We start from the raw sequence: 26,407 nt of genomic DNA on the forward strand, positions 1-26,407 counted from the left end.
AGATGAAACGAAGTAAGGAAAACAATGTATCACGCCGAAATTTCCTGAAGGGTAGTGGGTTTATTGCAACAACTGCAGCAGGTGGCGGATTATTTGTCGCCAGTAACCCAGAACTTGAAGCCGCACCCGCAACTGCAGCACCTAAGAAAAGAACCACAGCATTAGCCCAATGCCCCTATTGCGGTGTCGGTTGCGGTACGATTATTCAGGCCGAAGATGGCAAGATTGTCTCAATGCGTCCCGATAAAGATCACCCGACTAACTACGGTCTACAGTGTATCAAGGGTTTAACAGCTGCAGAGCCTATGTATGTTGACCGTATGGAGGGCGACCCTTATGTCCGTAAGGATGTCTGGGCAGAGTGGCAAAAACCGAACCACGGTAATATCGAATATATCAGTAGCACCAAAGGCTCATTCGACGAAGAGCACTTTGTCCGCGTGCCTTATCATGACGCCTCAGACATGGTGGCGCGTAAAGTCGCTCACTTTGCCAAGAAGTATACCGGTAACTCCATCTCACTCTATGGTTCTGGCCAGCTCACCATGGAGGGGCAGTACCTAGAGAACCTCTTTATGAAGGGCGTTTTGGGCTCAAATACCATAGAAGCCAACGCACGCATGTGTATGACCTCAGCAGTAACGGGCTACTTTGCCACCTTAGGCTCTGATACACCGCCGCTGGCATATGATGATATCGAGATGTCCGATATGGTGATGCATTTTGGTCATAATGCTCGTGAGTCACACCCTATTATCTTCTGGCGTATCGCTGACTATAAGAAGAAAAATGATATCCCCACAGTCGTAGTCGACCCACGCGAAACTGGTACCAGCAAGGGCTATGAGGATATCAACAGCAAGAATCATGTTCATGTGCCAATTTTGAATGGTGATATCAGCTTCCTAAACTCGATTGCCCATGTACTGCTTAAAGAGCATGAAGATGTGATCGATTGGGATTTTCTCAAGGCGCATGTTAGTGGCTGGGAGGAATATGTCGAAGGGGTGCAGAATGACTACAGCCCAGAGCAAGTTCAAGACAGAATGGGCGGCGTTAATCACGATGTAAGCCCAGAGAAGATCCGCCAAGTGGCGCAGATGTTTGCCGACGCGACTCGCAAGCGCTTAGCGCGTGGTAAGGGTAAGCAAGACGGTAAAGGCACAGGTGGCGTGATCATCATGTGGGGCATTGGCTATAACCAACATATCCACGGTCAGCACAATGTTATCTCAATCATCAACCTACTCACCTTAACCGGCAACCTCGCTAAACCTGGTTGTGGCCCCTTCTCAATGACGGGTCAGCCCAATGCTATGGGTGAGCGTTTCACTGGTGGCCTAACCGGTCGCCTGCCATTTAACGAAGGGCTAAGCAATCTTAAGCACCGTAAACATATGGCCAAGATGTGGCGCATCCCAGAGAAGAATCTCGATACAGCCGCCAACTCGCCTAACCCTGGTTTTGCCGTGGGTATGATGGAGCGTGCACTTAAGGATGACCTTAAGGCGATGTTCCTGGTTTATGCCACCCATATCGATCTCCCAGATCAATACAACTTGGTCCGTCCAGCACTGTTGAAAACTTTCAACGTGGTGCAGGAGATCTATCGCCATGCGCCGAATAATCTCTACGCCGATGTGATATTCCCAGCCTGTACTTGGGGTGAAGTTAACGGGGTCTACATCAGCTCGGAGCGTCGAATCAATATCACCGAAAAGGCGGCACAAGGTCCTAAGGGCTGTCGTCCAGATATGGATATGGTTATCGATAAGGGTAAGGAGATCGCTGATCTGCTGGGTATGGATGGCGACGCTATCTTCCCCTACAAGCGGGGTGAAGATGGTGAGTATGACGCCGAAGAGGTATTTAGAGATGTCTGCCGTGCATCGGTTGGCACCGATGCCGATCTTACCGGGATCTTAGAGCGTGAAAAACTCGATGGCATCAGCCCCTATGAGCAGCTTAAAACTCTGCGCGGAATTCAATGGCCAGCGCCTAACTATGACTCAGCTAAAAATGGCGGCACTAAGCGCCGTTACATGATGCAGGAGGGTCAGTGGGAGAATCGTCCATACGGCTACTTCCGTACCAAAGATGGCAAGGTCAACATGAAGCTGTGTAAGCAGGACTATAGTCAGCGTAAAGAGATCACCAAGCAGTTGATGGAGTTTGGTGCTGTTGGAGGTAAGAAAGATCACTACGTAATTGATAATATGGATTTAATTATCAAAGCGCGTGATATGGCGCTAACGCCTGACTTACCTGATGAAGAGTTTAGAGGTATTCCATGGAAAGATGTACCGAAAGATAAATTTCCTTATTGGATGGGTCTAGGTGTTGTTTATGAGCACTTCCATACGGCTAAGTCTAATCGTAGCCCCACCACACGACGTCTAGTGCCTGAGATGTATGTGGAGATGCATAGCGAAGATGCCAAAGATCTCGGCATTAAAGATGGCGAGTGGGTTCGTGTTGTCACACGCCGAGGTTCACTCGAGGCTCGTGCTCAGGTTGGCGGCACGGACAGTATCGTTAAACCTGCACGTAACAGTGTGCCTAGAGGCTATATGTTTGGCCCATGGAACCTCTCTGTTGCTGACAGTGCAGATCCGAAGAAAAACAAGTGGCTAGCGAATGGTATAACCAACCGCTGTTTTGATCCTGTTTCTGGTCAAGTTGATTTTAAGAAACAAGCAGCAAGGATAGAGAAGATCTAGCCAGTAGACCCAAGAGTTAGCACTTGAGCGAAAGCTTAAGTGCTAACCCTCTCTTTTAACCACTTTTAGGTAAAATGGTAGTAACTTGAATAGACGTCATTTTATTAAACAACTAAGCGTACTTACCGCAGTTGGACTCAGCCTTAAAACCTCTATGGCTAACGCAGCTTTCAAGGTTAAGCAGTTCACTCAAAGATACGTTCGCCCACCAGGGTCGCTGTCTGAAGATGATTTTATCAGCCAGTGTATACGCTGTAATCAGTGCGCCGAGATCTGCCCCAATAACTGTATTAAATTCTTCGGCAGTGAAAATGGCATTGCATCCCATGGCACCCCCTATATCAGCCCCAGAGAGAAAGCCTGCATCTTGTGCATGAAGTGTGGTGATGTCTGCCCAAGCGGAGCTATCAAGCCTGTTAAACGCGAACTCACCCCAATAATCGAACAGGTCAACATGGGTATAGCCCGTGTCGATAAACAGCTTTGTCTCTCTTGGCAGGGTAAATCTTGCGGCGTCTGTTACCGCGCCTGTCCTCTGCAAGATAAGGCGATCATCGTGGGCTTTATGGAGCAACCTGAGATCCTCGATGCCTGCGTAGGTTGCGGACTCTGTGAGAGTAGCTGCATTCAGATCCCACAAGCAGTGAAGATCATCCCCAGCCACACCATAGATCAACTTAGGAGCTCATGATGGATAAGGAGTTTACCCAAGCGAGTCTAACCAAAGACAAACCGATATCAGACAGCAAACCATTTCCACTGTGGAAACACCTCAATAAGTTGCGCTGGTTTTCACTCTCTGTAGTATTTTTAATGCTGATCTTGATCCCGCTGCTCAGTATCTATCAGCACTACGCTGCTGCACAGGGATATAACCACCTGTCGCCATCACAAACCTTGCTTTATGACACCATGGAGTTTATCTCATCCCCGTTTGTCGATGAGCCTGAACATGATCTCGATGCCATTAAAGGGACGACTTGGTCGGGGCAGCTATTTGGCGTCAAGCTCACCGATCCCTTAGCCGTGGTCGGGCAGATTGCTGCAAGCCTCAAGATCTATTGGCCCTTGTTACTCACCGCACTTATCCCACTATTAGCCACCCTGATATTTGGACGCTTTTTCTGTGGCTGGATCTGTCCAGCGACCTTTATCTATGAACTCAACTCCAACTTATCAATCTACCTCAGCCGTTTTGGTATCAATAACAACAGACGTTTTCACAAGAGCATTAAATACCTAGTACTGGCTCTGGGCATAGGAATATCGGCATACACAGGCACTCTCGCCTTCGCCAGCATCTATCCACCAGCCGTACTGGGTCGAGAACTATATTTCTCTATCGCTTTATCAGGCTTCGGCGCCGGCACCCTGTTTTTCATCCTTACGCTACTGTTTGACACCTTTGTCAGTCGCCGTGGGATCTGTCGTTACCTTTGCCCAGGAGGCGCACTCTACTCACTACTTGGACGTTACAGAATAGTCAGAGTGAAGCGCTTAGTTGAGCCCTGTAATGACTGTAACAAGTGCAATGCGGTGTGTGAGTTTGGCTTAGATCCTATGCGGGACAATTTTGGCGCCGAGTGCAACAATTGCACCGCCTGTATCTCAGTTTGCCCTAAGAGCGCGATGAGCCTGACCCTGTCAATGTCAGACACTCCCAACCAAGGGCCGGGTCATCAAAGCAGGCTGTATCGCCAGCAGAATATGGACCATAACCTAGCGATTCCAATAAAAAATATCAGTGAGTAAGGGTCAACTTAGTGATTGTCATCCTAGCGAATGATTAAAATTAGTGAGTAGTAATAGATGATAAAAATAACAAGCAAAAAAACAGTAATATTATCGGGACTGCTACTGTGTGCTCTGGCACTTTTTAGCTCATTAACCCAAGCGCACCATGTATTAGGTCGTCCCTCATATAGTCTCAATGAGGACTCTAACACACCGCCCAGCATGGCGATTGAAACTCAGATAGGCGAGTATTTTGTCACCTATATGGTATTTCCCGCTTTCCCTAAACCCAACGAGCCAGGTCGAGTCAATATATACGCCACACGGATAGATAATGGTGAGATGCTCAATCAAACCATCACCTTCACCGTGCGTGACGATACCTTTTGGGGTGAGAGCATAGGCATCGGCGACGGCGCAAAACCAGAGGTGATAGGCCAACAGAATATTGATGATGGTGTATATCGCCAAGGTTTTCTGTTTAAGAGTCGCGGCAGTTACATCATTCGTGCTTACTTTGAAGATAATGGTGAGCCCTATGAAATAGATTTCCCCCTGCAAGTGGGGGCTGCAAGCCCTGTCGGCCCTATTGGTGCAGCAGTGGGCTTTATCTTCTTTCTACTACTGATGATCAATATTGTGCAACGTAAGCGGATAGCTCGCACAAAAATTCAACAGGGGAACACAGCATGGTAATGACCCACCCAGGACTCCCTCTCTATTGGGCTTATGCTATCGGCATTATGATGCTGTTATTGGCTCTGTTAACCATGGCTGTCAAAGCACCAATAACTAGCGCTAGCCGCAGCATTTCCTTAGCTAAATTACCGCTTATTGGTGGCCTGTTTCGCTTCCTGACTAAGTATACCTGGCCTCTTTTACTGTTAAAGATTGCCTTTGCTGCACTCTTTATCACCGTCATCACCGCAGGTTTATGGGGCACACCGATTGTTGAGCGCAATTTAGCCACCACACTGACTTGGAACTTATGGTGGACGGGAATTATTATCGCGATCGTGTTTAGCGGCTCGGCCTGGTGTGCACTCTGTCCCTGGGACAATATTGCCAGCTGGCTAGTCAATCACAGTATCTGGCGCCGCTCAAACTCACACAGTCGATTGCAGCTAAAAGTCCCAACAATGTTACGCAGCGTCTGGCCTGCAAGCCTGTTATTTATCGGCTTTACCTGGCTAGAGCTTGGTGTTGGCATTGTTGCCAGCCCCTACGCCACCGCCATGCTGGCACTCTTGATGCTTATCTTAGCCACCACCACGCTAGCACTGTTTGAAGACAAAGCTTTCTGCCGCTACATGTGCCCGGTAGGAAGAACCGTTGGCGCCTATTCGCAACTCGCCCCAATCGCCCTTAGACCGATTGATAGTGAGATCTGCCGTAACTGTAAAACCTTAGAGTGTTTCCATGGCAGTGACAAAATTGCCCCCTGCCCGACTAAGCTAATCATAGGGCGATTGCAGGAGAACACCTACTGCACCTCATGTGGTAACTGCACCCAAAGCTGTCCCTCAAGCAATGTCAGCTGGCAATTAAGATCACCAAGTAGCGAAGCGATAAAAGAGGCTAAACCTCACATGGATGAGGCATTTTTCCTGCTAATTTTACTCTCTCTTACTCTGTTTCATGGCTTAACTATGCTTGACTACTGGGAGGTGTACTTAAGCGAAATGGCGCAACTGATTAATGACAGTGGTCAACTGATTATCAGCTTCTCTATAGGCTTAGCCGTCACCGTAATTCTGCCTATTTGGATCTATTGCCTCTGTATCGGTTTAACCCAGGGCTTACTGAAGAGAAACCTCGAAAATGGGATGACCAAGCTAAGCTTTAACAAGCTATTTTCTGGTTTTGCCTTTGTCTCTCTTCCACTGGCATTTAGCTATCATATTGCCCATAACCTCACCCACTTTGTCCGTGAAAGCAGTGACTGGTTATCTCTAGTGGCAAACCCGTTAGGAATAGGGGCAGAGCCATTGAGCATGATGGATAAGCATATGCGTCATATGGAGATGATGGTCTCTGAAAATACCCTGTTTATCATGCAGGGAATCATTATAGCTATAGGTTTTGTTATCGCAGCTCAGGTGATCCGTCATCGTGGTCACCGCTTATTTGCAGCGCAAGGCATTACATTACTCCCCATGATCCTATTTGCCGCACTCGTTACTGGGTTTAACCTGTGGATGTTAGTGCAACCTATGACGATGAGAATGTAGCCGATGAGTGATCAGAGTAAGGCGCAGCTAATGGATCGCCGCAGCTTTTTCAAATCTAGCTTTAGCAAGATAGCCGATATAGGCTCCGAGCACGCCCTGAAAAAAGTCGAGCACAATGCAAAAGGCTGGATACGTCCACCTTTTGCCATCAATGAACTCGATTTTCTGCTCAACTGTAGCCGTTGTGGAGAGTGTATTAAGGCTTGCCCACAGCAAGTGATTTTTGAGCTGCCACTTCATCGTGGCACTGTAGCAGTAGCAACCCCAGCGATGGACATTCCCAACAAAGCCTGCGAGCTCTGCACTGACTGGCCCTGTGTTACTGCCTGTAAAGACAAGGCACTAGCGTTCCCCGCAGTGCAGCCAAAACAGGTACAACAACAAGAAAACGTGAGTTTACCGGCAGATAACGCGTCTGAGAACGAAGGAACTATTGAGGGTTATCCCGCAGCAGGTCAATGCCCACCGATGGCATCAGCTAAGGTTAACAGCAGCCTATGTATGCCCTATTCGGGGCCAGAGTGTGGTGCATGTAGAGGCAGTTGCCCCATCGAAGAGACCTTAACTTGGCACAATGAACAGCCCAGTATCAATCAGGAAACCTGTGTGGGTTGCGGCCAATGTGTACAAGCCTGTATCACAACGCCAAAGGCAATTGAGGTGGGTCATTTCAGTTCCGTCGGTCCCCAATCTACTGATACTGGCCAGATAAAATGAGCATGATAAGTCGGACGATTAACATGTTTCTCCTATCCATTCTGATCATGGCTTTACTGATCATTGTCATCCTAAGTTTCATGCTGGGCTTTAGTCATCCACTGCCCTGGATTGTCATTAGCGTCTTGGCCACTATCGGCATTATTCATGACAAGTTACTCAAGAGAAAACAGCTAATTTGGCAAGACAGTATGGCGACTGGCATAGCGCTTATTGATCATGACCATAAGCGACTCGTCATGCTGATCAATATGTTTCAAGAGGCTACGGAATTTAATATTTCAGCTCGCAAGGTACAGTTAGCATTGGATGAAGTCATTCAATACACAAAATATCACTTCAACCGTGAAGAGCAGCTGATGGCGCTCAATCAGTACCCAGGATTAAAGGATCACCAGCTTCAACATCAACAGATGATCCAAGAGATGGAGTTATATATGCAGGAGTACCGCAGCGATCCCGATGTCGCGATCGAGCATATCCTCCAATTCCTACAATCCTGGTTAATGGATCATATTAAAGGCAACGATCGACAATATATCCCCTACCTAACCATCACCAGCCTTGATAACGATGCTGAGCTCCATAAACCAAGGATTGATGATGCTAAGCCTCTATAGGAAAGTACTCAGCAGAAAGATAATCTTTGGCAGCACTGTTGGGGTGGCTGTCTTCTTCATGTTTATTGGCGTGCTCTATTGGGGAGCCTTCAATACCGTACTGGAGGAGACTAACCAGATGAGCTTCTGCATCAGCTGCCACGAAATGAAAGATAACATCTATCCGGAATACCTGCAGACGGTTCACTATAAAAATCGTACCGGAGTACGCGCTACCTGCCCTGATTGCCATGTCCCTAAAGAGTGGGAGCACATGATGGTCAGAAAAATAAATGCATCCAGAGAGCTCTTTCATAAACTGATAGGCTCCATCGACACCACAGAGAAGTTTGCCGCTAAACGTAAAGTGCTAGCAGAAAGTGTATGGGCGAGTATGAAACAGACAAACTCGAGGGAATGCCGTAACTGCCATAACTTTGATGCTATGGATATTTCAGCTCAACAGAGTCGTAGCGGCCTGGTTCATCAGCATGCACAACAACGAAATAAGACCTGTATCGATTGTCACAAGGGCATAGCTCATCAACTTCCAGAGGGTGTCACTCCCTACAAAGGTGGCAGCGATGAGGATCATAACTATTATGAATCTCAGCAATTACAATGCTATCAATGCCACAAGGATATGCCAAAAATAGAGGAGGAATACTGGGGGTTTTAAGGGTTAGACTTCATCTAACAGCTCAAGGTCGTGGGGTTCAATTTTATACTTTAGCTTCTATCATAGTGAGTCTTGGGTGATGTACCGTTATTGTTATATGTAGGCTCTGCCAAATCATCTGACCCGCAAGATCTTAACCGTTCCAGACGCTTTAAAGACATTTCCCATATCCCTATGGGTCAGATATAGGAAATGCTGATGAAATGTAGGGAACATTTTTGGCCATGCTTTGGAAGCTAGCAGCTGCATCTACACCTGGTTATTTACTTCTTCGATTTGGGTTTTATGGGTAACTATCTTCCTGAATTTATAACTCACTATTTTCTATTTCTCGTGCTCGTTTTTCAGCGGCCCTCTGATAGGGGGCTTATTGTTCAATAACTTTGCTGAAGCAAGGCATAAATGATAGATTTGTAAAATGCTCCGCTGCAAATGGATGTGCAAAGTATGAATCAAGTTAAGAGTAGTTTCCAAATAGTAGCTGCCACGGTATCAACGCTTTACTTTAGTTTATTTGCGTATGGCGCTTTTCTTTTTATTCAGCAATTCGAAAGCATCTTTGATTCTTTTGAAGCTGAGTTACCAATACAGACTTCAATATTACTTGGCTCTTATCGTTACTGGGGAGTTTTGGGGTTAATTTCAGCTTTTGTTCTTTATAAAGTTAATAAAGGTAAAAGTAGTAGGTCTATGAAGTTACTAATTTGGCTTTTTGTCTTGTCATTACTATTAGTACCTTTTGCTATTTGGGGGGTGTATAGCCCTGTACAGGAAGGCAGTGGTCAACCTGCAACATAACAAAACATTTTTGGCCATGTTTTGAAAGCTTACAGCCGCATCTACACTTGATGATTGACAAGATAAGGTCCCTCTTCTATTTAAGCTATATTGCTAACTTGATTAACTCAGTTTGATTAACTCGGCTTAATAACTTCGAAGCTAAAGATGCTGATCTCCAAAGGCTAGAGCTCTTGTCTTTCTTCGTGCCCTTCGTGTCCTCCGTGGTGAATAGCTTTAGGTTTAATGCTTTACCAAGAAACAAGCACTTTTACCACGGAGCGCTTCGCTTACACGGAGAACGCGAAGGGAGAACCTCAAGATTAAATTAAACCGCCGAGCCATTAATTCAATTAGCTACGACCTCTTTATACACAAAGGCTTGAGCTCTTGTCTTTCTTCGTGCCCTTCGTGTACTCCGTGGTGAATAGCTTTAGATTTGATGCTTTACCAAGAAACAAGCATTCTTACCACGGAGAACGCGGAGGTAAAGCTCAAGATTAAATTAAACCGCCTAACTCAATTAGCTACGACCCTTTTCTCTAGTCGTTCCAACACAAACAAAAAAGCCCCGATAACGTGAGGTATCGGGGCTTTCAACTATATGTTCTTGAGTATCTTGAGAGAAACTGAGGTGCGATCCTTTAACCTTCTTAAGGCGCGAGTGAAGGTGACACACTGCCAAATTTTATAATCTGTCGCTGCAGCTTAATAGGTAATTGCCAGTAACGCTTGTTTGAGTGTGTGCCAAGTCCTGTTACTCGCAAATCATCGTCTATTTGCCATTTTTTCGCGACTTCATTCGCATTAGCTCTTGTATGACCATCATCCACGGCTTTACCATCGAGTAATACTAGATAAGCGACTTCCCGCCAGTAGTCTGCCACTCTGGAACCATCATTGCTGACGACTTCAATTTCCTTACCAAATGACACTGATAATATATCGGTGGTATTAGCCATTTCAACGCTTATGATTTGCTTGAGTCGCATGGTTAACCTCAAAATTAGAAGGCCATAATTTTACCCCTGTAGTATTCCAGCGTCAATAACACTCTTGGTAGAGGAAGTGAGGATGGTGCATTGGTTGTTAATCGCGGCTTTGACTTGTGTTCTTCTGGGGCGGAGCATAATCACCTTAAACCAAGAAACAAGCACTCTTACCACGGAGCGCTTCGCTTACACGGAGAACTCGGAGGTAAAGCTCAAAATGAAATTAAACTGCATAGCCTTAACTCAATTAGCTACGACCCCTCTATCTAATTCTATTCGCGAGAGATAGACATTAGCTAATTGTTACAGACTATTTACACCTAAGACGCAGTGAGGCGATCCTCATCAGCCTAGGTGCAGCTTAAGTTAGCCGACCTTTTGATCTAGGTAGAGCCAATCAAACGCTGAGTTAGGAATGCGAGATGAGGTTGAAAGTTCATCCTTTGTAACACTCAAATACCTGCTAATGATTCAGATATACCTTAAGTTGATATTGATTCAACTTTCTCAAGGCACATAGATATGAAGCCGACCATTCACAGTCTCTACCTAAGATTTTGCTTAGTCATCCTAGGTACTAGCACCTGCTTTACAGGTGGTGCTTTTGCGGCCAAGATTGATATCAAGCAGCGTGGATTATCTAAGCAGCAAGCCGAAACAGTAAACCTATGGGTCACTCAAAGTGTCGAAGCGGTAGAACTGATACTCTCACCTATCCCAATGGATACTTTGAGGGTTGAAGTGACTAAACAAAGGTATGCCAGGGAACCTGTACCCTATGGGCAAGTGGATCGAGGCTCACCGACTAAGGTGAAACTCCGAGTTGACGCTAACGCCTCCCTCGAGGACTTTGTTGATGACTGGACCCTGTATCATGAGTTATCGCACCTTTATCTTCCCTACTTAGATACTCCTTCATTTTGGTTAAACGAAGGCTTTGCCACCTATATGCAATACCTAACCATGTTCGGTAATAAGGTCATAGATCAAAGCCAATATGAAGCTCGTATGCAAGACGGCTTCGACCGAGGTAAGGCGAGAACCCGCTCACACCCAGGAAGGCTCAGTGATGTGGCCGATGATATGTGGAACAGAGGCGCTTTTACCCGAGTGTACTGGTCTGGCGCCGCCTACTTTGCCGAGGTCGACCGTGCCTTAATCACCCAAGATACAGACCTCACCCAAGTCATAGGGCAATATAGTCAATGCTGTCTACGACAAAGTAGCTCTGGATGGCAGCTCGTCAAGCAGTTAGACCGTGTCAGCCATAGTCAGATATTCACCAATACCTATAGCAGATACTATCAACGTCGGGATTTCCCCTCGATTTCTCGAGGAACGCTGCACAAAATTAGTCAGCACTACGATAATAAATATGACAAACAATACGATAAGAAAATAACCAAGATTTCAGCAATAGAGTTAACGTATGATAAGTACATGAAAAATAACCAAACCGAATAAATTATGGGACTGACAGCACTAGTAATAGGCGCAACCGGAGTTGTAGGTCGTGAACTTGTCGATCAGTTAAGTCAGCTAGCTGATATAGATAAGGTGACAGCGGTAACTCGCCGCCCCATAGAATACGGCTCGGATAAAATCATTAATTGTGTGGTGGAATTCGACCGACTAGAGCAATATTCATCAGCCTTCAAAGTCGACATTACCTTCTCTTGTTTAGGCACCACATTAAAGCAGGCTGGTTCAATCGAACGACAAAGACAGGTCGATGTCGACTATCAATATCGAGCCGCTAAATTAGCTCGAACCAATGGGGTTAACCACTACCTTTTGGTCTCCTCCAGTGGCGCTAATCCAACCAGCAAAAGTAACTACCTAAAAATGAAAGGCGAATTAGAAGCTAAGGTGGCTGAACTAGGCTTTACGCGAGCCAGCATAATCCAACCCTCACTGCTATTGGGTGAACGACAAGACTTTAGACTGGGTGAGAGACTGGGTAGCAAATTGCTTCCCTTAATATGCCGACTTCCTGTACTGAGCAAATACCGTCCAATAACGGGTAAACAGGTCGCAGCGAAGATGTGCCTAATCGCTCTTCAACAAGTAGCGAGTGCAGATAATGATGACGATCCTAAGCTGAGATATTATCGACTCGATGAATTATTTAGCTGATCACAGAGGTTAAATCAGATTTAGTCATATTCTGAAGGGCCAAGGCTAGCCTTAAGATAGCCCTTCAAACCTCCCGCCATAAAGAAGTAATCCTTCACCCCCTCCTTCTCAAGTAAATACTGTAGCCAGCGGGTTTGTTTTCCGACGGCATCATAGATCAGCAGGGTCATGCCCTCTTTTTTCGCTTTGTTAATTAAGCCGAGGATCTTGTCAGAAGAAGCGACCCGAGTGACTTTCGTTAATATGATCACATCCCGTTGAAAGTGTTCCCTGATATCTATCACCATGGCATTTTTGCCTATTGCCCCTACAAAATCAGCAGGAGAAAGGATATGGGCTTGGTGCTGCTTCTCATCAATTAACTTATCCAGAGGAACCGGGCTCTCACCTAATAATACTGCCGCATCCGGGTATGCCTTTGTCCAACCAAAGATCCCTAAGTCAAACGTCGACACATCCTTGATGCCAAACTTAACCGCCTTATCACAGGCCTTATAGGATTTTGCACAGGTAATGCCATTACAATAAAACACTATGGGGCTTAAATCCCTTTCTCTAATTCTCATTAAACGAGTGATAAAGCCTGCGTTGGATATTGAGATGTTCACCGCATTCTGAATATGTAAGGTATCGAATTCGAATTTTGATCTTACATCGATAAGCACAGTGGAATCTAACTGCCGATATAATTTGTCATGTGAAATAGTCGGCACACTAGGATACTTTTCACGTAAAGGAAATTCCGCCTTCGAGGCAGCAAACGCCATTTGCCCAAGGTTTCCCATAAGCCCTAGGCATAAAAATACAGATATGCTCAAACGCATAAATGTTCTGGATATATGAGTCATGATACCGCCACCATTACTGCTAAACACAATGAATTTTGCTTCCAATAAAGTTTAGTCAGCACTCTCATCTGGTGCAAACAAGGACAGTGTCAGATTAGAGTAAAAACAAGCCAGAATGAGCAATAGAAATAAGTGGCCAGCTCACCGCTAGCTTTTGACCTATATAACTTTACTAAGGTTAAATATCATTAAGTTCACCTAATATTATTAAATACATGAATTCAAAGTGGAAATTAGGCGCTACTTTTAAAAATACTCAACATCTTTTCGATAGCACTGATGGATATAGGTTTAAGCAAGTAAGCATTACATTTACCTTTTACCTGCAAAATGTCTTTCTTAGCTCGACTCGAAGTCACCATCACCACTTTCACCTCTTTATCTTTATCTTTAGCTATCAATTTAGCTTTTTCTATCTTCCTTATCTCCTCCAGAGCGTATTTACCATCAAAGAAAGGCATGGAGATATCTAAACAAATTAAATGATAAGGGTCACTGACTTCTAACGCATGTTTAAACTTTTGCACGGCTTCAGCCCCATTTACTACCGTATCAACTTCACCAGACCGAGAAAGGATCCGTTTCTGAGTCTGCCTAGAAACTCTGTCATCATCTGCAATTAAAATTTTCACTTAGCCTTCCTATAAAGCAACTGTACGACTCCCTTTCCTTATACTGAAATCAAACATGAGTAGAAATGGAGAGGATATTGAGGTGAACATAAAGTATTCAACAGGAAGCTTTACCCATAAATGATGACTAATCAACACTAGAGGGAATAGTTATTATTCATAATTAATAGAAGGAGTTATAATTAAGTACGTTAAAATGTATAGGTTGGGATTGAAGGTAATTAGCGAGGATAGCTAACTGAGAGTACAAAGAACAAAACGCCCAAGACTCAAGAATATGTCATTACAGTACATGCCAGAGTACAGATGAGCCTAGATATTCGGCCCATCCATAAGCCTTATTGATAACTAATCGATAAACGTCCAGCTGTCAGCACCATCAAAATGTCTAATTTTTATCTCTTTAATTCCAACAATAGGCGCCATACGGAAGTTGATTCCGAGTTTAGTCTCAGGCACTTTTTCTGTGGTGATGTAATGCGTCAGACAACCACAGTTCTGACAATGATGGAACTCTATGTATTCCTCTCCCCATTTATACGCCTTAGTTGCCGGCACACTGGTTCCCGCAATATCTGTGATAAACGACAGCTGAACTTCATCTGGCGTATAGTAACCCCATAGTGAGCCATAACGATTACAGGTAGAGCAGTTACAAGATGTGAGGGTTTCAGGGTCGTGAGCAACTGTGATTTTCACATTGCCACAGTGACAGCTTAATTCCATTTTAGTACCGACTCATTAATAGATGAATCAGTTAAACTAAAACAACTTATCAAATTTCTCAATAGCCTGTTCTCAAAGAAAGTCGTTAAATTATATTAACGACATAGACAGGTAAAACTCATATTTACCTGTCTCCCCTTAACCGGAAATAACTAATACCAATAGCTATAATGCCTTATTGTTACTGGGATTAGATTCGAGGCAACCACATACCCATCGAGGCTGCAAAGATCCCCCCCGCCATGGCAAGTGTGAGTATCACTAAGCTAACAGACATGATTATCTTATATTGGCCACTCTTATACCATTTCCATTAAATAAGTGACCATTCAGTGGGAGTTAAAAACGCTGTAGGCAAGATAAGGGGATTGAAGCTAATAGTTATTCTCGGCTCTGGCATCCTGCTTCGCCCTACCTTCTGCATCCATGCAGTCGTATATCGAAAGCCACTTTCGCAGCTTAAAGTGTTTTTAAACCCGCACTTCGTGAGCTTCTCAGGGCTTCTACTTCTGCGTTGCATTGCCTCGAAAGGGAATAACCATTTCGTCAACAATGCGCCTTGAATTTAAAGCCCTGAGAAAGCTCTGAATTGAGCATATGTTTAATGGAATTGGTATTACTATCTGATGCAGCAAAGTACAGTTGAGCAACGGCAAGTGGGATTAAGTATTGCGCAAACCCTAGAAAACTTAAAAACGGTCCTTCAAAGGTTTTGGGGTCAAAACCTACTGGGGCTTGATGGATCATCAGCCATAACATCAATCCTATGCGGAAGAACCATACACCGCCCATGACGATGAACAACCTGATTGCCCAGCCACAGTAACCACAAACCATAGCTTTGCACTATGGCTAAGCCAATTTCTACCTGTTGACCTACGACTTTCCCTATCTATAACTAGTGTATCTACGGTTGCTGCTTCACTCATTACTATCCCCTCGACTATAACCTAAACGTAAACGCTCACAATTTAACAAAGCGTTAACAGTAAAAGGCGTGCCAAAATAGCAAAGGTTTTAAATACAATGAATTACATATACAGACACGGGCTAGTCAGTATTAAAAACACAAATAGTTAGTAAATATAGCTACAAACTAAAAAGCCGTAATAACAAAAAGCCTCTAACGCGCTACTTGCCATTACAGCAAGATAAACGCCTAGTGCTTATCTTAATCACTAATCGTGACCTTCTCGACGATAATAGGCTCACGCGGTACATCATCGTGTCCCATTTTCGAGGTGGTTCTGGCCTTCTCAATCTTTCTTACCACATCCATGCCAGCTGTGACTGCGCCAAATACCGCATAACCCCAACCAGAGTTAGTGGTACCTGTGTGATCGAGAAAATCATTATTACCAAGATTGATAAAAAACTGACCCGTTGCAGAATGAGGCGAATCGGTGCGTGCCATGGCTAAGGTGCCTTTAACATTTTTTAAGCCTCGATTGGCTTCATTGACAATCGCTGCACGAGTGGGCTTTTCATCCATATCAGCAGTAAAACCACCACCTTGGATCATAAAACCCTTGATCACTCTATGAAAAATAGTCCCTTCATAGAAACCATCCTCACAATATCTCAAGAAGTTTTTCGAGCTCACTGGCGCGGTTTCCATATCGAGTTCAATCTCAATATCGCCAAAATTGGTGGTAAAAATAATCATGATAAGTCGCTTTGATACAAAAGATGATAAAGACAAAGTATACCCTGAAACCACACAAAGGGCTTGAATCCGCAGTTTTATCTTCCATGATTTAACTCGCCACTCCCTTAAGCGCAAGTTTACCTTGCACGCATGACCAAGGTGTTCATTTCATTATAATTGAGTTGTTCACACTGCTCGGTGTCTTTACAAGATCCCTTAGATGGTTTCGATGTGTGTTTCAACGTCGAGTATGCATCGAGGAAACTCCCAGGCCCGATACTGAACCTGGTAACCCCAAGTTTAAGCAGCGTATCTGCTCGCTTTGAAACAGCCAAGTGATCGCCAGCTAACATAAAATTTAATGGCATAGCTAAATTGGCACCTAATCGCGATGCGATATGCTCAGAATCTATTCCGGGAATAAAACCACAATCAGCGCCTGCGGCTTGGTAACGAGTTAAACGCGATTTGCACATATCGAGTGCTTCATCATGCTCTGCTAGCCCTCGAAGATAAACATCGGTTCTGGCATTGATAAATACCTGCCCACAAGATGCAGATGCTCGGATCGCCGTTATTTTCGCCACCAGCAATTCAGTTGATTGCTCACCATCTTCTATGTTGATACCAACCACGCCTAAGTTAACCAGCTCATCCACCAAGGACACCACCTCTTCAGGTTTATCGCTATAGCCATTCTCTATATCCACAGTCACAGGAAGTTGGCTCACTCGCACGATATTCGCGACAGCAGACAGTAATGCATCTATAGGGAGCTCACCGCCATCGGCATAACCTAATGACCAAGCCAGTGATGCGCTACTGGTCGCTAATGCCTTGGCTCCTGACGCTTGTACTATCATTGCGCTGGCGGCATCCCAAACATTCACCAACACCAGAGGTGAAGTCCCCATGTGCAACTGATGAAAGGCTTCAAGTTGTACGCTAAATTGAGTTTGATTATTCATTTTATGACTCCATTGTCATGCTGTTAATTTAAGAGATAAGCACTCTAACAAGCGATCACTTATCAACCTCGCGGGAAACGGAACTCAACATAGATAGACCTAACATTGATCGTAATATCGATATGATTAGCTGGGTAAGTCATGATATCCAGCTAGACATATCGACTAACAATTCCCCTATTTAATCTTTCCTCAAAGTGATGATTTTTTGATACTGTCTATGCTGCTCTATCTCTATTCAGATTAAGAAACGATAAATAAACAGAAAACCAAATCATAAAATAATAATAAATTGAGGTTTCTATGACCCGTCCAACCCCGACTAAACAACAGGTGTTTTCAGCTAAACGTATCGCTTCGGTGCTTGTTGTCTCAGCCACACTGGCTGGCGTACTGTTCACCACTAGCAGCCAGGCACAAACTATCGCAACTGCTGCCCCTTCTCAGGAAGATATGCGCCTCTATGATATTGCTACGGCGCCAAGCGCCGGCAGGCTGCACAGTGATGTCGAGAAATTAGTGAGTTTCGGCACACGCCACACCTTGTCAGAGACACAATCTGATACCCAAGGCATAGGGGCTGCAAGGCGCTGGATTAAGGCCGAATTTGAACGCATATCCGCTGACTGCGGTGGCTGCTTGGAGGTGATAACTCTGTCTGACACCGTCACAGGCAAGCGCATACCTCAGCCTACGGAAGTGGTCAATGTCATCGCCATTCAGCGCGGAACACTCGCGCCTAAACGCGTTGTGATGATGAGCGGCGATATCGATTCTCGCGTCACGGATGTGATGAACTCAACCTCAGTTTCGCCCGGCGCCAACGACAATGCATCCGGTGTTGCAGGGGCTATCGAAGCCGCTCGCGTGTTATCTAAATATCAGTTTTCCGGCACGATTGTCTACGCTGCATTATCTGGCGAGGAACAAGGTCTCTATGGCGGAGCCACACTGGCTCAATATGCCAAGGATAATAACTGGCAAGTACAAGCGGTACTCAACAACGACATGATAGGCAATATTGAAGGGATCAATGGCGTCATCGGCAACCACACGGTACGAGTATTCTCTGAAGGTGTTCGCATCGCAGAAACCCCCGACGAAGCCAAGGAGCGTTATTTCAGCGGTGGCGAAAATGACTCAGCCTCGCGCAATCTGGCGCGCAAGATAAAAACCTTAGCCGATCAGTACATGACCAATCTTGATGTAATGATGGTTTATCGATTAGATCGTTTCGGCCGCGGTGGCCATCACCTGCCTTTTAATAAAGCTGGCTTTCCTGCCGTACGTATCATGGAGACCAACGAGAACTACAACCGTCAGCACCAAGATATCCGTGTTGAAAACGGCATAGCCTACGGCGATGTGATTGAGGGCGTAGATTTTGACTTTAATGCTAAGCTTACCGCCTTAAATGCTATCAGTCTGGCTTCAATGGCCTGGGCACCTGCGCCACCTGCATCTGTCACCATAGAAGGTCAAGTCTCTGCCAGCACCACTCTTAACTGGCAACCAAGCGAGCAACTAGATGTGGTTGGTTATCGAGTATATTGGCGCTTAACCACACAATCAGAGTGGAGTCACAGCCGCTATGTGGGCAAGGTGAATTCATTCAAACTAGACAACATGGTTATCGATAACTACCTATTCGGTGTCGCCAGTGTAAGTTCAAACGGTAACGCAAGCCCGGTAGTTTTTCCCGGTGCCTCAGGTGCGTTTTAAAGCAATAACAACTGGCAAGGTAGGATAATTCGAGTTAGATTCCTTCAAAGTAAAAAGTCTGGTTATCGATAACTAGCTTCTTGTTGATGTAGCCAGTGTCAGCGCAAACGGTAACGCAAGCCCGGTAGTTTTTCCCGGTGCCTCAGGTGCGTTTTAAAGCAATAACAACTGGCAAGGTAGGATAATTCGAGTTAGATTCCTTCAAAGTAAAAAGTCTGGTTATCGATAACTAGCTTCTTGTTGATGTAGCCAGTGTCAGTTCAAACGGTAACGCAAGCCCGGTAGTTTTCCCCGGTGCCGCAGGTGCGTTTTAAAGCAATAACAACTGGCAAGGTAGGATAATTCGAGTTAGATTCCTTCAAAGTAAAAAGTCTGGTTATCGATAACTAGCTTCTTGTTGATGTAGCCAGTGTCAGCGCAAACGGTAACGTTAGCCCGGTAGTTTTTCCCGGTGCCTCAGGTGCGTTTTAATCTGAATTGTACTGGTGACTAGGCCCTGAGTTCGAGCCTAATCACCAGCTTTTCGTTACACCAAATACGATGACTAAACCTACCCATACCTTAACCATCGATAACTTTAGAATGAAACAAGCTAAATCAACTAAGCTTTAAACTAGTAAGTCCCCTTTTAGTACTGTTATTGCTATAGCAGTCTGATAGAGATGATTATACCTATTGGTTTATAGGTAGGGAGCTGAGGGTATATGAATCAAGCATTGGTTAAGCATAATTTCAGCTATTATCTCTCACTAATGTCTTTTGTCGTTTCACTTTTACTCAATCTGAAACGTCCTCAATTTGTGCAATTGATTGTTCTTATGGGACTAGGGTGCTCGATTCAAGTTCAAGCAGAAATCTTAAATGCACAAACACAGCTATCAGATAAAAAACAGTCCGTTATGCGGATCTGCTATGAAGATAAAAACAACTTTCCCTTCGTCACCAAATTCGACCCACTTAATCATAACCCTAACTCTATTGGTCAGCTCGGCACCTTAGCTGACCTAATCATCATTGCAGCAGAAAAGATTAACCTTTCCGTTAACATGGTTAGACAACCTTGGAAACGTTGCATTCAAAGTCTTAAACAAGGACAAGTGGATGCCATTTTTGCCGCAATCTGGACTGCAGAAAGAGAAAGTTGGGGAGTATTTCCTAAGCTCAATGGCGCTATTGATTCGGATCAGCGGTTATGGCGAGCGAAATACCCAATATTCACGCAAAAAGACTCAAACTTAACATGGAGTAATGGCCACTTTTCAGGTCTACATCTAGGTGTATCAGCTCCCTTAGGTTATATAGCTTACGATAAGTTAAACAAGCTAGGCGTATTACCTAGCAATAATCTATCTGCGGAGGAGGGCTTTACTCTTCTAGCCAGAGGTAGAATAGATGGCTATGTGATCGAACAATATATAGGCAAAAACATCATCAAAAAGCTTAGACTTAGTCAGCAGCTATCAAGTCTACCGGAAGATTTTATGCAGATGGATTGGTTTATGCCAGTATCACACCAGTGGTACCAGCAACATCCAGAACTGACGGCTAAATTTTGGCAAGAAATGAGTGAAGTGAGAAAGCTGCAAGGCGAAGCTATCTTCAATAGCTATATGAACCAATGAGTAAAATAGCTCTCTATTTAATACCCCATTGATTCCATCCTCTAATCACACACCCTAATCACATCTTCTATTCACACAGCCTAATCACATTAACGACAGCATCGGCGGGCTCTGATTGATAACGCTTAAACATCTCCTCTAGTGACTCATTAGGCTCAACAAAGCCCTTCTCTGTTAAAAAATGCGAATTAAACAACTTAGAAGAGGATCGCTCGGCAAGATCGCAGCAAAAAGTCACAATGGTTTTGCCAGTCCCCATCTTTGCCGCGGCATACAAGGCTGCTGCGACATTGAGCGCCGAGCTGCTACCCAGCACAATGCCATCGCGCTCCTGCACTTGCCTGGCAATAGCAATCAGGTCTCTATCAGGCAAGGTAATGGCTTTATCCACTTTAGCCTGACGAAAGTTCTCCACGCAACGCATGATACCGATACCTTCGGTAAATGAACTGCCGCTAGATACATACTGTCCGGTTTTTAGGTAAGCGTAGATCCCCGATCCATCAGGATCCACCAGCCAGGTTTGCAGCTCTGGTTTTTTCTCGGACAGGTAACGTGAGTTTCCTGCAATCGTGCCGCCAGTACCCGCCACAGAAACCAGAGCATCTATCTTGCCTTGGGTCTGCAACCAGATCTCTGGCCCGGTATGCTCATAATGGGCCTTGCTGTTACTGGTATTTTCAAACTGATCTGCCCACCAGTATTTATCATCACTCTCACCAATACGTTTAGCCGTGTGATAAAAATGATCCGGATCAGCAAAGGGGCATGCATCCACCAACATCAGCTCAGCATCGTACAAACTGATCATCTGTTCTTTTTCTGGCGCTTGGCCCTTCGGCATCACCACTAGCATTTTAAAACCAAGCGCCTTAGCCACCAGCGCTAAGCCTATACCGGTATTGCCCGCCGTCCCTTCGACAATCGTCATTCCAGGTTTGAGCTTGCCTGTATCAATGGCATCTTGAACCAGCTGTAATGCTGCTCTGTCTTTAATTGAACCACCAGGATTTTGCTGCTCACATTTAAGCAGAATGTCACAAGCCGTTAGATCAGAAATACTATTAATCCTAAGTAGATCTGTATGGCCGATCAGCTCAGTGATATTCGATGTAATAGAGGGAGATTTCATATGCAGAGGCATCCATTACCAATAATAACTCAATACTAGGCATAGACCAGGTGAAAGCCAATAGCTGAAAGTAAAAGACGCCTCTATTGACTGCTCTATATCAATATAGGCGGCGACAACCGCCCGATTAATTATTTACGAGAGTATTAAGTTACCACTCTAAAACCTGAATATTTCAGTCTCGCGATATCTGTACTCTTCGTCTTTAAAGGGTGAACAGCCAAGTTGTTGCTAGCCGTGCCTTTTGTACTACAGCCACAACCACCGCTTGCGCCACTGCAACATCCACCTTTATTCTCATGATTAAGCGAAGTTCTCCCCTCGGAAGCATTCAACATACGGCGGTTAAAATCACTGCTATCAGTCAATAGTTGCTCGATACTAGTGCGACTATCTCCTTTGCTCACGCTAATACTAGCACTCAGTAACTTGCCTAACATCCGCTCACCGATATGCTGCACAATAACAATATCGGCCTTTTGTGCTTTAATCAGATCTAACATCGCCTTCTTAGCACTACAGCCTCCTGTTAGTGCTGGATTATCGAAGTTAGCGATCAACTGATGGTATTCATTGAAAATAACGATTCTCTGAGCTTTAGTAAAATGGCTTGCGAGCCTTCCACGGCTCATTGGCATTGCAATAATCATATTGATTCCTTATCTGCAGCCCTTACTTAGAGCCGCTTTTGGGTAACAGCAAGGCATTGCCTTGAACGATGGCCGTAGCAACTTTTTTACGCGCACTAGCAAGCAGATAACCAAAAGTCTGTCTGGAGATCCCCATAGCCTTCGCGGCATCAATCTGAGGCATTTTTATAACGTCTCCTAGATTTAATGCTTCAAACTCATCAGCTTCGAGCTGAATTTTCTGCAATTCAGCAGAGGGAATACCATTAGGCTTGAACATGCTACATGGTGCGCAGCAGGACAAGCGGCGAGATTTCTTGGGTCTGGGCATGAATAGCTCTAATTATCTGGATGACAGTACTGAAATGAGTAACCGATACCGAATCAACCTATCTACACGTAAAACCGTTTATGGCCTACGCCAATAACTTGGGATTATTTAATAGAATGGATCAAGAAACTGTGCATCAGTTCACAGTCAAAAATATTCGAGATAGCTAAAAAAGCAGAGATTTAATTAGGGTTACAACTCAGAATCAGATATTAAAAGGCATTAACAATAACTCTCGAATACAGACAGCAATGGCTCACCTGCCTAGTTAGTTTCATCGCTGAGTCTTGGCATACGCAGCAAGAATAGCGTCACCACCATCGCAATAGCCAGTAAGGCTACTTTCACATACCAAACAGGGACAAAGTAAATCGCGAGCCCCATGCCAAACCACTTACCCACTAAACAGTGAAACAACTGCCGCTGAGTTAAGCCACGTCGATGGATCAAATTATCTAAGGTGGGTCCGAAGTGCCGCTGGGCTAACAACCATTGCTGCATACGTGGTGAGGCGTGACTAAAACACCACAGACTCAAGAGTAAGAATGGCACTGTGGGAAATACAGGCAATACCACCCCAATCACGGCAAAACCTAGGGATACTCCCCCTAAAACCAGCAGGAATGGGCGCAACATTTTTTTACTCCAATGACTAAACCATTGTGTGATACTCATAGCATCTCTCTGTTATATCAGTGTTATTGAACAATCAGTCACTCGCTTGTCGATCCACATCACAATATTACACAAGTGTAAATGCAACTATGTATGGTAATCAATCTCATTACCAATAGGCTAGTTAAAAACCATGACACTCATCCCAGATCTCAGTCTTACAGGGCGAAAAAGTGACCAACCTATGGTGTCTGCCTTTAGCCGAAAGGAAACCGCCCATATGCAAGTAATGGGGGCGCCGGTAATGCCTGATGATCAACAGGGACTGTGGCATCAATTAACACAAGTTCAGCCACGGGCAAGTCAGGGGGCTCGATTAGCGTATCTGCATATTCCTTTCTGCCAAACTAAGTGCAGCTATTGCGCCTTCTATCAAAATCGAACCAGTGATGAAAAAGTCGCGAATTACCTCGATGCCTTACTCAGCGAATTAGCAATGACCAGCCAGCAACCAGGGCTAATTGATACTCCTTTTGATGGCATCTACATCGGGGGAGGTACACCTAGCGATCTAAGCCCGAGTCAAATTGCGCTGCTCGGTAATGCCATACACAGATACCTGCCCCTAAGAACAGATGCAGAACTGACCTTCGAAGCTCGTTTTCATGGCTTTGATAAGGATAGATTTACGGCTTGCTTAGATGCCGGATTTAACCGCTTTTCTTTAGGTGTACAAAGCTTTGATACTGAATTACGTCAACGCCTTGGCCGCATAGATGATGAGATCACAGTACGTAGAGAGTTAGATCGAATGTGTAATCAAGATCAAGCTGTGATCGTTACCGATCTTATCTATGGTTTACCCGGTCAAACCTTAGATCACTGGCAACGGGACTTGGATATCTTGGCTGAGTCAGGAGTCGGTGGCGCCGATCTATATCAATTGATTCTACTGCCAGAAAGTCAGCTAGGTCGCTCTGTTAACAAGGGCAAAGTTCCCGCTCCTCCAGGGCTAGAGGAGAAGGCAGCTATGTTTGCTGCCGGCCGAAAAACCCTCAAACGCCATCACTTCAATCGCCTCAGCGTGAGTCACTTTGGCCGTGATAGCCGTGAGAGAAACCGCTACAACCACCTCTCCAAAGCCGGTGCAGATCTGGTGCCCTTTGGTTGTGGTGCAGGCGGTCGTGTCAATGGCCACAGCATCATGACTGAACGCGATCTCAATAAGTATCACCAAGAGATCGCCGCAGGCAACAAACCGATCGCAATGATGACTAAGCCACACCCACAACACGATCTTCGCTATGGCATTGGTGGCGGCTTCGATCTGGGATACTTAGATCTAAATACCTTAGATCAACTTGGCGATCTATCAGATCGCGCCAAGCCACTGTTTGATGCGTGGCAAGAGAATGGGCTAGTCCAACATGATGGTCGCTACCTGAACCTGACCGAAGCAGGTCAGTTTTGGAATATCAATATGCAACAAGCAGTGAACCGCTATCTGGATCTCGGCGACGAACTACTCAAACGACAAGAGTTAACTATTATGAACAATACGTTAGAACAGATCGAAACGATCTCTAAACAGCAACCTTTGTCATCACTGGCACAGGTCGGTCGTCAGCTAGGACTGACAGAGCTAGAAACGGTCCAAGCACTGCCCGCAAAGCAAGCACAACTGGTCGATGGTGCCAATTTCGATCGCTTGATGGCAGAGCTCGCAGATTTTGGCCCAACCACCACAGTGATTGAGGTTGCCGGACAGATCTTAGAATACAAAGGCGGCTTCCCTGAGGGCAGTTATGGACATGGGTTTTACAATCTAAAAGGCGAGCACCTAAGGGGGCACCTCAACCCACGAGAGGTCTACGCTATTGCTTTTGTACGTCGTCCATTTATGCGTATGGACACTCGAGCGATCTGGTTATTCAATGCCCAAGGCTTGTGCAGCTTTAAGATCTACTTAGGTCGAGATGATAAACGTAAGCTGCTCACCGAACAGGTGACAAGGTTTGATGAGTTAGAGCAGGAGTTCTTAGCGAAAGCTCCGCTACTCCCCCCAGAGGAGGCAACTGCCGAGCTTGATACGAGTGTTGAGCTTAATGAAGAACCTGAGACAGCACCAAAACTATGTCCTATCAGCGGCATACAGTTCAAGCAAGATCAGCCATTACAAGAGCAGCAAAAGGAGCAACTGAAAAAGGGACGCTGCCCAATGAAGCGCTTGTTTAGCAAAACAAATGGCTAAATAGATCGCTTGTATACCAACGAGGGGCAATCAGAATAATATCTCAATGCCCCTGATGAGTGATAGAATCAGTACATATTCTAAAACTAAACAGGGAATGCAATGAATCCTATTCTTGCCATCTTAAAAGAGAACAATATCAGTGACGAACAAATCGCTGGGCTATTCCAAACACTAACCGAAAATCCAATTGCGGCGATGGCGACAATTGGCCAACTGGGTCTGCCCCCAGAGAAGTTACAGCAATTAATGGGGCAAGTGATGCAAAACCCAGCACTGCTAAAAGAAGCAGTTGTAGAATTAGGCTTAGATTTTTCGAAAGTCGAAGCAGCAAAAGCACAGTTAGAGAAATAAGCCCGCTTTGACTCATTGAAGCTGACTTGAATGAACTGCTTTGGGGCCTTATCAGCCCCAAAGCAGATCGAATCAGTGCTCATATAGCTCACTCCAAAGCCAAATCAACGTTATTCCATTCGCTTCCCAGCCCTTTAACCTCCCTGTTTAGCTTATCTAATTTCCTGTTTTAATTAAGTGTCCCCTCAATTAAAAATTTCTTACCGTACCATTAAAAAAAGTAAACTATTTTTAGCACTCCATTGGCTCTAACATTCCCCTATCGAATCTTTTGGGTTACTTGATCACATCACCTCCAAATTGAATTTTCAAGTTAATCAATAGAAAGGAACGTAAATGAAACC

At 45.0% G+C, this 26,407-nt stretch carries 26 protein-coding genes; 15 read left to right on the top strand and 11 right to left on the bottom strand.

Going from position 1 to position 26,407, the window contains the following annotated elements; all coding sequences use genetic code 11:
- Positions 1–2: 2 nt before the first annotated feature.
- The 9 genes from FM038_RS22025 (at position 3) to FM038_RS22065 (ending at position 9,478) form a co-directional block, all read left to right on the top strand.
- Positions 3–2,720, top strand: a complete 2,718-nt coding sequence (locus FM038_RS22025) for a molybdopterin-dependent oxidoreductase (RefSeq protein WP_142873826.1) — start codon at positions 3–5, stop codon at positions 2,718–2,720.
- An 85-nt stretch (positions 2,721–2,805) separates the two neighbouring features.
- The gene (locus FM038_RS22030; RefSeq protein WP_199242712.1) at positions 2,806–3,411 is read left to right on the top strand and encodes a 4Fe-4S dicluster domain-containing protein; all 606 of its coding nucleotides are present in this window, start codon (positions 2,806–2,808) and stop codon (positions 3,409–3,411) included.
- A complete protein-coding gene (locus tag FM038_RS22035) occupies positions 3,411–4,472 on the top strand; it encodes a 4Fe-4S binding protein (protein ID WP_142874002.1) in 1,062 nt (353 codons plus the stop codon). Before FM038_RS22030 ends, FM038_RS22035 begins: the two co-directional genes overlap by 1 nt.
- A gap of 57 nt (positions 4,473–4,529) precedes the next feature.
- Entirely contained in the window at positions 4,530–5,150 is a 621-nt protein-coding gene (locus FM038_RS22040) for a hypothetical protein (RefSeq protein ID WP_199242714.1), read from the top strand.
- Positions 5,144–6,685 carry a 4Fe-4S binding protein gene (locus tag FM038_RS22045; RefSeq protein WP_142873825.1) on the top strand — a complete coding sequence of 514 codons (1,542 nt, stop codon included), beginning with the start codon at positions 5,144–5,146 and terminating at the stop codon, positions 6,683–6,685. Before FM038_RS22040 ends, FM038_RS22045 begins: the two co-directional genes overlap by 7 nt.
- A 3-nt stretch (positions 6,686–6,688) precedes the next feature.
- A complete protein-coding gene (locus FM038_RS22050) occupies positions 6,689–7,402 on the top strand; it encodes a 4Fe-4S dicluster domain-containing protein (RefSeq protein WP_142873824.1) in 714 nt (237 codons plus the stop codon).
- A 23-nt stretch (positions 7,403–7,425) separates the two neighbouring features.
- Positions 7,426–8,022, top strand: a complete 597-nt coding sequence (locus tag FM038_RS22055; protein ID WP_185965830.1) for a bacteriohemerythrin — start codon at positions 7,426–7,428, stop codon at positions 8,020–8,022.
- Entirely contained in the window at positions 8,006–8,680 is a 675-nt protein-coding gene (locus FM038_RS22060; RefSeq protein WP_142874001.1) for a NapC/NirT family cytochrome c, read from the top strand. Before FM038_RS22055 ends, FM038_RS22060 begins: the two co-directional genes overlap by 17 nt.
- A 447-nt stretch (positions 8,681–9,127) precedes the next feature.
- A complete protein-coding gene (locus FM038_RS22065; protein WP_142873822.1) occupies positions 9,128–9,478 on the top strand; it encodes a hypothetical protein in 351 nt (116 codons plus the stop codon).
- Between the two features lie 632 nt (positions 9,479–10,110).
- Here FM038_RS22065 and FM038_RS22070 read toward each other — a convergent pair.
- Entirely contained in the window at positions 10,111–10,449 is a 339-nt protein-coding gene (locus FM038_RS22070) for a hypothetical protein (RefSeq protein WP_142873821.1), read from the bottom strand.
- Positions 10,450–10,971: 522 nt separating this feature from the next.
- Here FM038_RS22070 and FM038_RS22075 point away from each other — a divergent pair.
- Positions 10,972–11,913 carry a gluzincin family metallopeptidase gene (locus tag FM038_RS22075; protein WP_142873820.1) on the top strand — a complete coding sequence of 314 codons (942 nt, stop codon included), beginning with the start codon at positions 10,972–10,974 and terminating at the stop codon, positions 11,911–11,913.
- A 3-nt stretch (positions 11,914–11,916) separates the two neighbouring features.
- Positions 11,917–12,585, top strand: coding sequence for an oxidoreductase (locus FM038_RS22080; protein WP_142873819.1), 669 nt, complete (start codon positions 11,917–11,919; stop codon positions 12,583–12,585).
- 20 nt (positions 12,586–12,605) lie between these two features.
- Here FM038_RS22080 and FM038_RS22085 read toward each other — a convergent pair whose 3' ends face one another.
- From FM038_RS22085 to FM038_RS22110, 6 genes are all read right to left on the bottom strand, one after another.
- Positions 12,606–13,460 (bottom strand): rhodanese-like domain-containing protein, encoded by an 855-nt coding sequence (locus tag FM038_RS22085; RefSeq protein WP_223292946.1) that lies wholly within the window; start codon positions 13,458–13,460, stop codon positions 12,606–12,608.
- Between the two features lie 206 nt (positions 13,461–13,666).
- Entirely contained in the window at positions 13,667–14,065 is a 399-nt protein-coding gene (locus FM038_RS22090; protein WP_142873818.1) for a response regulator, read from the bottom strand.
- Positions 14,066–14,413: 348 nt separating this feature from the next.
- A complete protein-coding gene (locus FM038_RS22095; protein ID WP_142873817.1) occupies positions 14,414–14,791 on the bottom strand; it encodes a GFA family protein in 378 nt (125 codons plus the stop codon).
- 546 nt (positions 14,792–15,337) lie between these two features.
- Positions 15,338–15,628: a hypothetical protein gene (locus FM038_RS22100; protein WP_185965829.1), complete on the bottom strand. Its 291-nt coding sequence runs from the start codon at positions 15,626–15,628 to the stop codon at positions 15,338–15,340.
- Positions 15,629–15,962: 334 nt separating this feature from the next.
- Positions 15,963–16,457 carry a peptidylprolyl isomerase gene (locus tag FM038_RS22105; protein ID WP_142873816.1) on the bottom strand — a complete coding sequence of 165 codons (495 nt, stop codon included), beginning with the start codon at positions 16,455–16,457 and terminating at the stop codon, positions 15,963–15,965.
- Between the two features lie 119 nt (positions 16,458–16,576).
- A complete protein-coding gene (locus FM038_RS22110; RefSeq protein WP_142873815.1) occupies positions 16,577–17,407 on the bottom strand; it encodes an isocitrate lyase/PEP mutase family protein in 831 nt (276 codons plus the stop codon).
- Positions 17,408–17,710: 303 nt separating this feature from the next.
- On the opposite strand from FM038_RS22110, the gene FM038_RS22115 reads away from it, so the two are divergent.
- Both FM038_RS22115 and FM038_RS22120 read left to right on the top strand, forming a co-directional pair.
- Positions 17,711–19,129, top strand: coding sequence for a M28 family peptidase (locus tag FM038_RS22115; RefSeq protein ID WP_142873814.1), 1,419 nt, complete (start codon positions 17,711–17,713; stop codon positions 19,127–19,129).
- Between the two features lie 704 nt (positions 19,130–19,833).
- The gene (locus FM038_RS22120) at positions 19,834–20,751 is read left to right on the top strand and encodes a substrate-binding periplasmic protein (protein ID WP_142873813.1); all 918 of its coding nucleotides are present in this window, start codon (positions 19,834–19,836) and stop codon (positions 20,749–20,751) included.
- Between the two features lie 67 nt (positions 20,752–20,818).
- Here the strand turns inward: FM038_RS22120 and FM038_RS22125 are convergent, their stop codons facing one another.
- The 4 genes from FM038_RS22125 to FM038_RS22140 all read right to left on the bottom strand — a co-directional run bounded on the left by FM038_RS22125 (position 20,819) and on the right by FM038_RS22140 (position 23,518).
- Complete coding sequence (locus FM038_RS22125; RefSeq protein WP_142873812.1) at positions 20,819–21,883, bottom strand: cysteine synthase A; 1,065 nt, start codon at positions 21,881–21,883, stop codon at positions 20,819–20,821.
- A 146-nt stretch (positions 21,884–22,029) separates the two neighbouring features.
- On the bottom strand, positions 22,030–22,533 hold the full coding sequence (locus tag FM038_RS22130) for a NifB/NifX family molybdenum-iron cluster-binding protein (protein ID WP_142873811.1): 504 nt from the start codon (positions 22,531–22,533) through the stop codon (positions 22,030–22,032).
- A 22-nt stretch (positions 22,534–22,555) separates the two neighbouring features.
- The gene (locus FM038_RS22135; RefSeq protein WP_142873810.1) at positions 22,556–22,843 is read right to left on the bottom strand and encodes a DUF134 domain-containing protein; all 288 of its coding nucleotides are present in this window, start codon (positions 22,841–22,843) and stop codon (positions 22,556–22,558) included.
- A gap of 264 nt (positions 22,844–23,107) precedes the next feature.
- Positions 23,108–23,518 (bottom strand): YbaN family protein, encoded by a 411-nt coding sequence (locus tag FM038_RS22140; RefSeq protein WP_223292947.1) that lies wholly within the window; start codon positions 23,516–23,518, stop codon positions 23,108–23,110.
- 133 nt (positions 23,519–23,651) lie between these two features.
- On the opposite strand from FM038_RS22140, the gene hutW reads away from it, so the two are divergent.
- A complete protein-coding gene (gene hutW / locus FM038_RS22145; protein WP_142873809.1) occupies positions 23,652–25,709 on the top strand; it encodes a heme anaerobic degradation radical SAM methyltransferase ChuW/HutW in 2,058 nt (685 codons plus the stop codon).
- A gap of 102 nt (positions 25,710–25,811) precedes the next feature.
- A complete protein-coding gene (locus tag FM038_RS22150) occupies positions 25,812–26,063 on the top strand; it encodes a DUF2999 family protein (RefSeq protein WP_142873808.1) in 252 nt (83 codons plus the stop codon).
- Positions 26,064–26,407 lie beyond the last annotated feature (344 nt).

The organism is Shewanella eurypsychrophilus, assembly GCF_007004545.3.
Lineage (GTDB): Bacteria > Pseudomonadota > Gammaproteobacteria > Enterobacterales > Shewanellaceae > Shewanella > Shewanella eurypsychrophilus.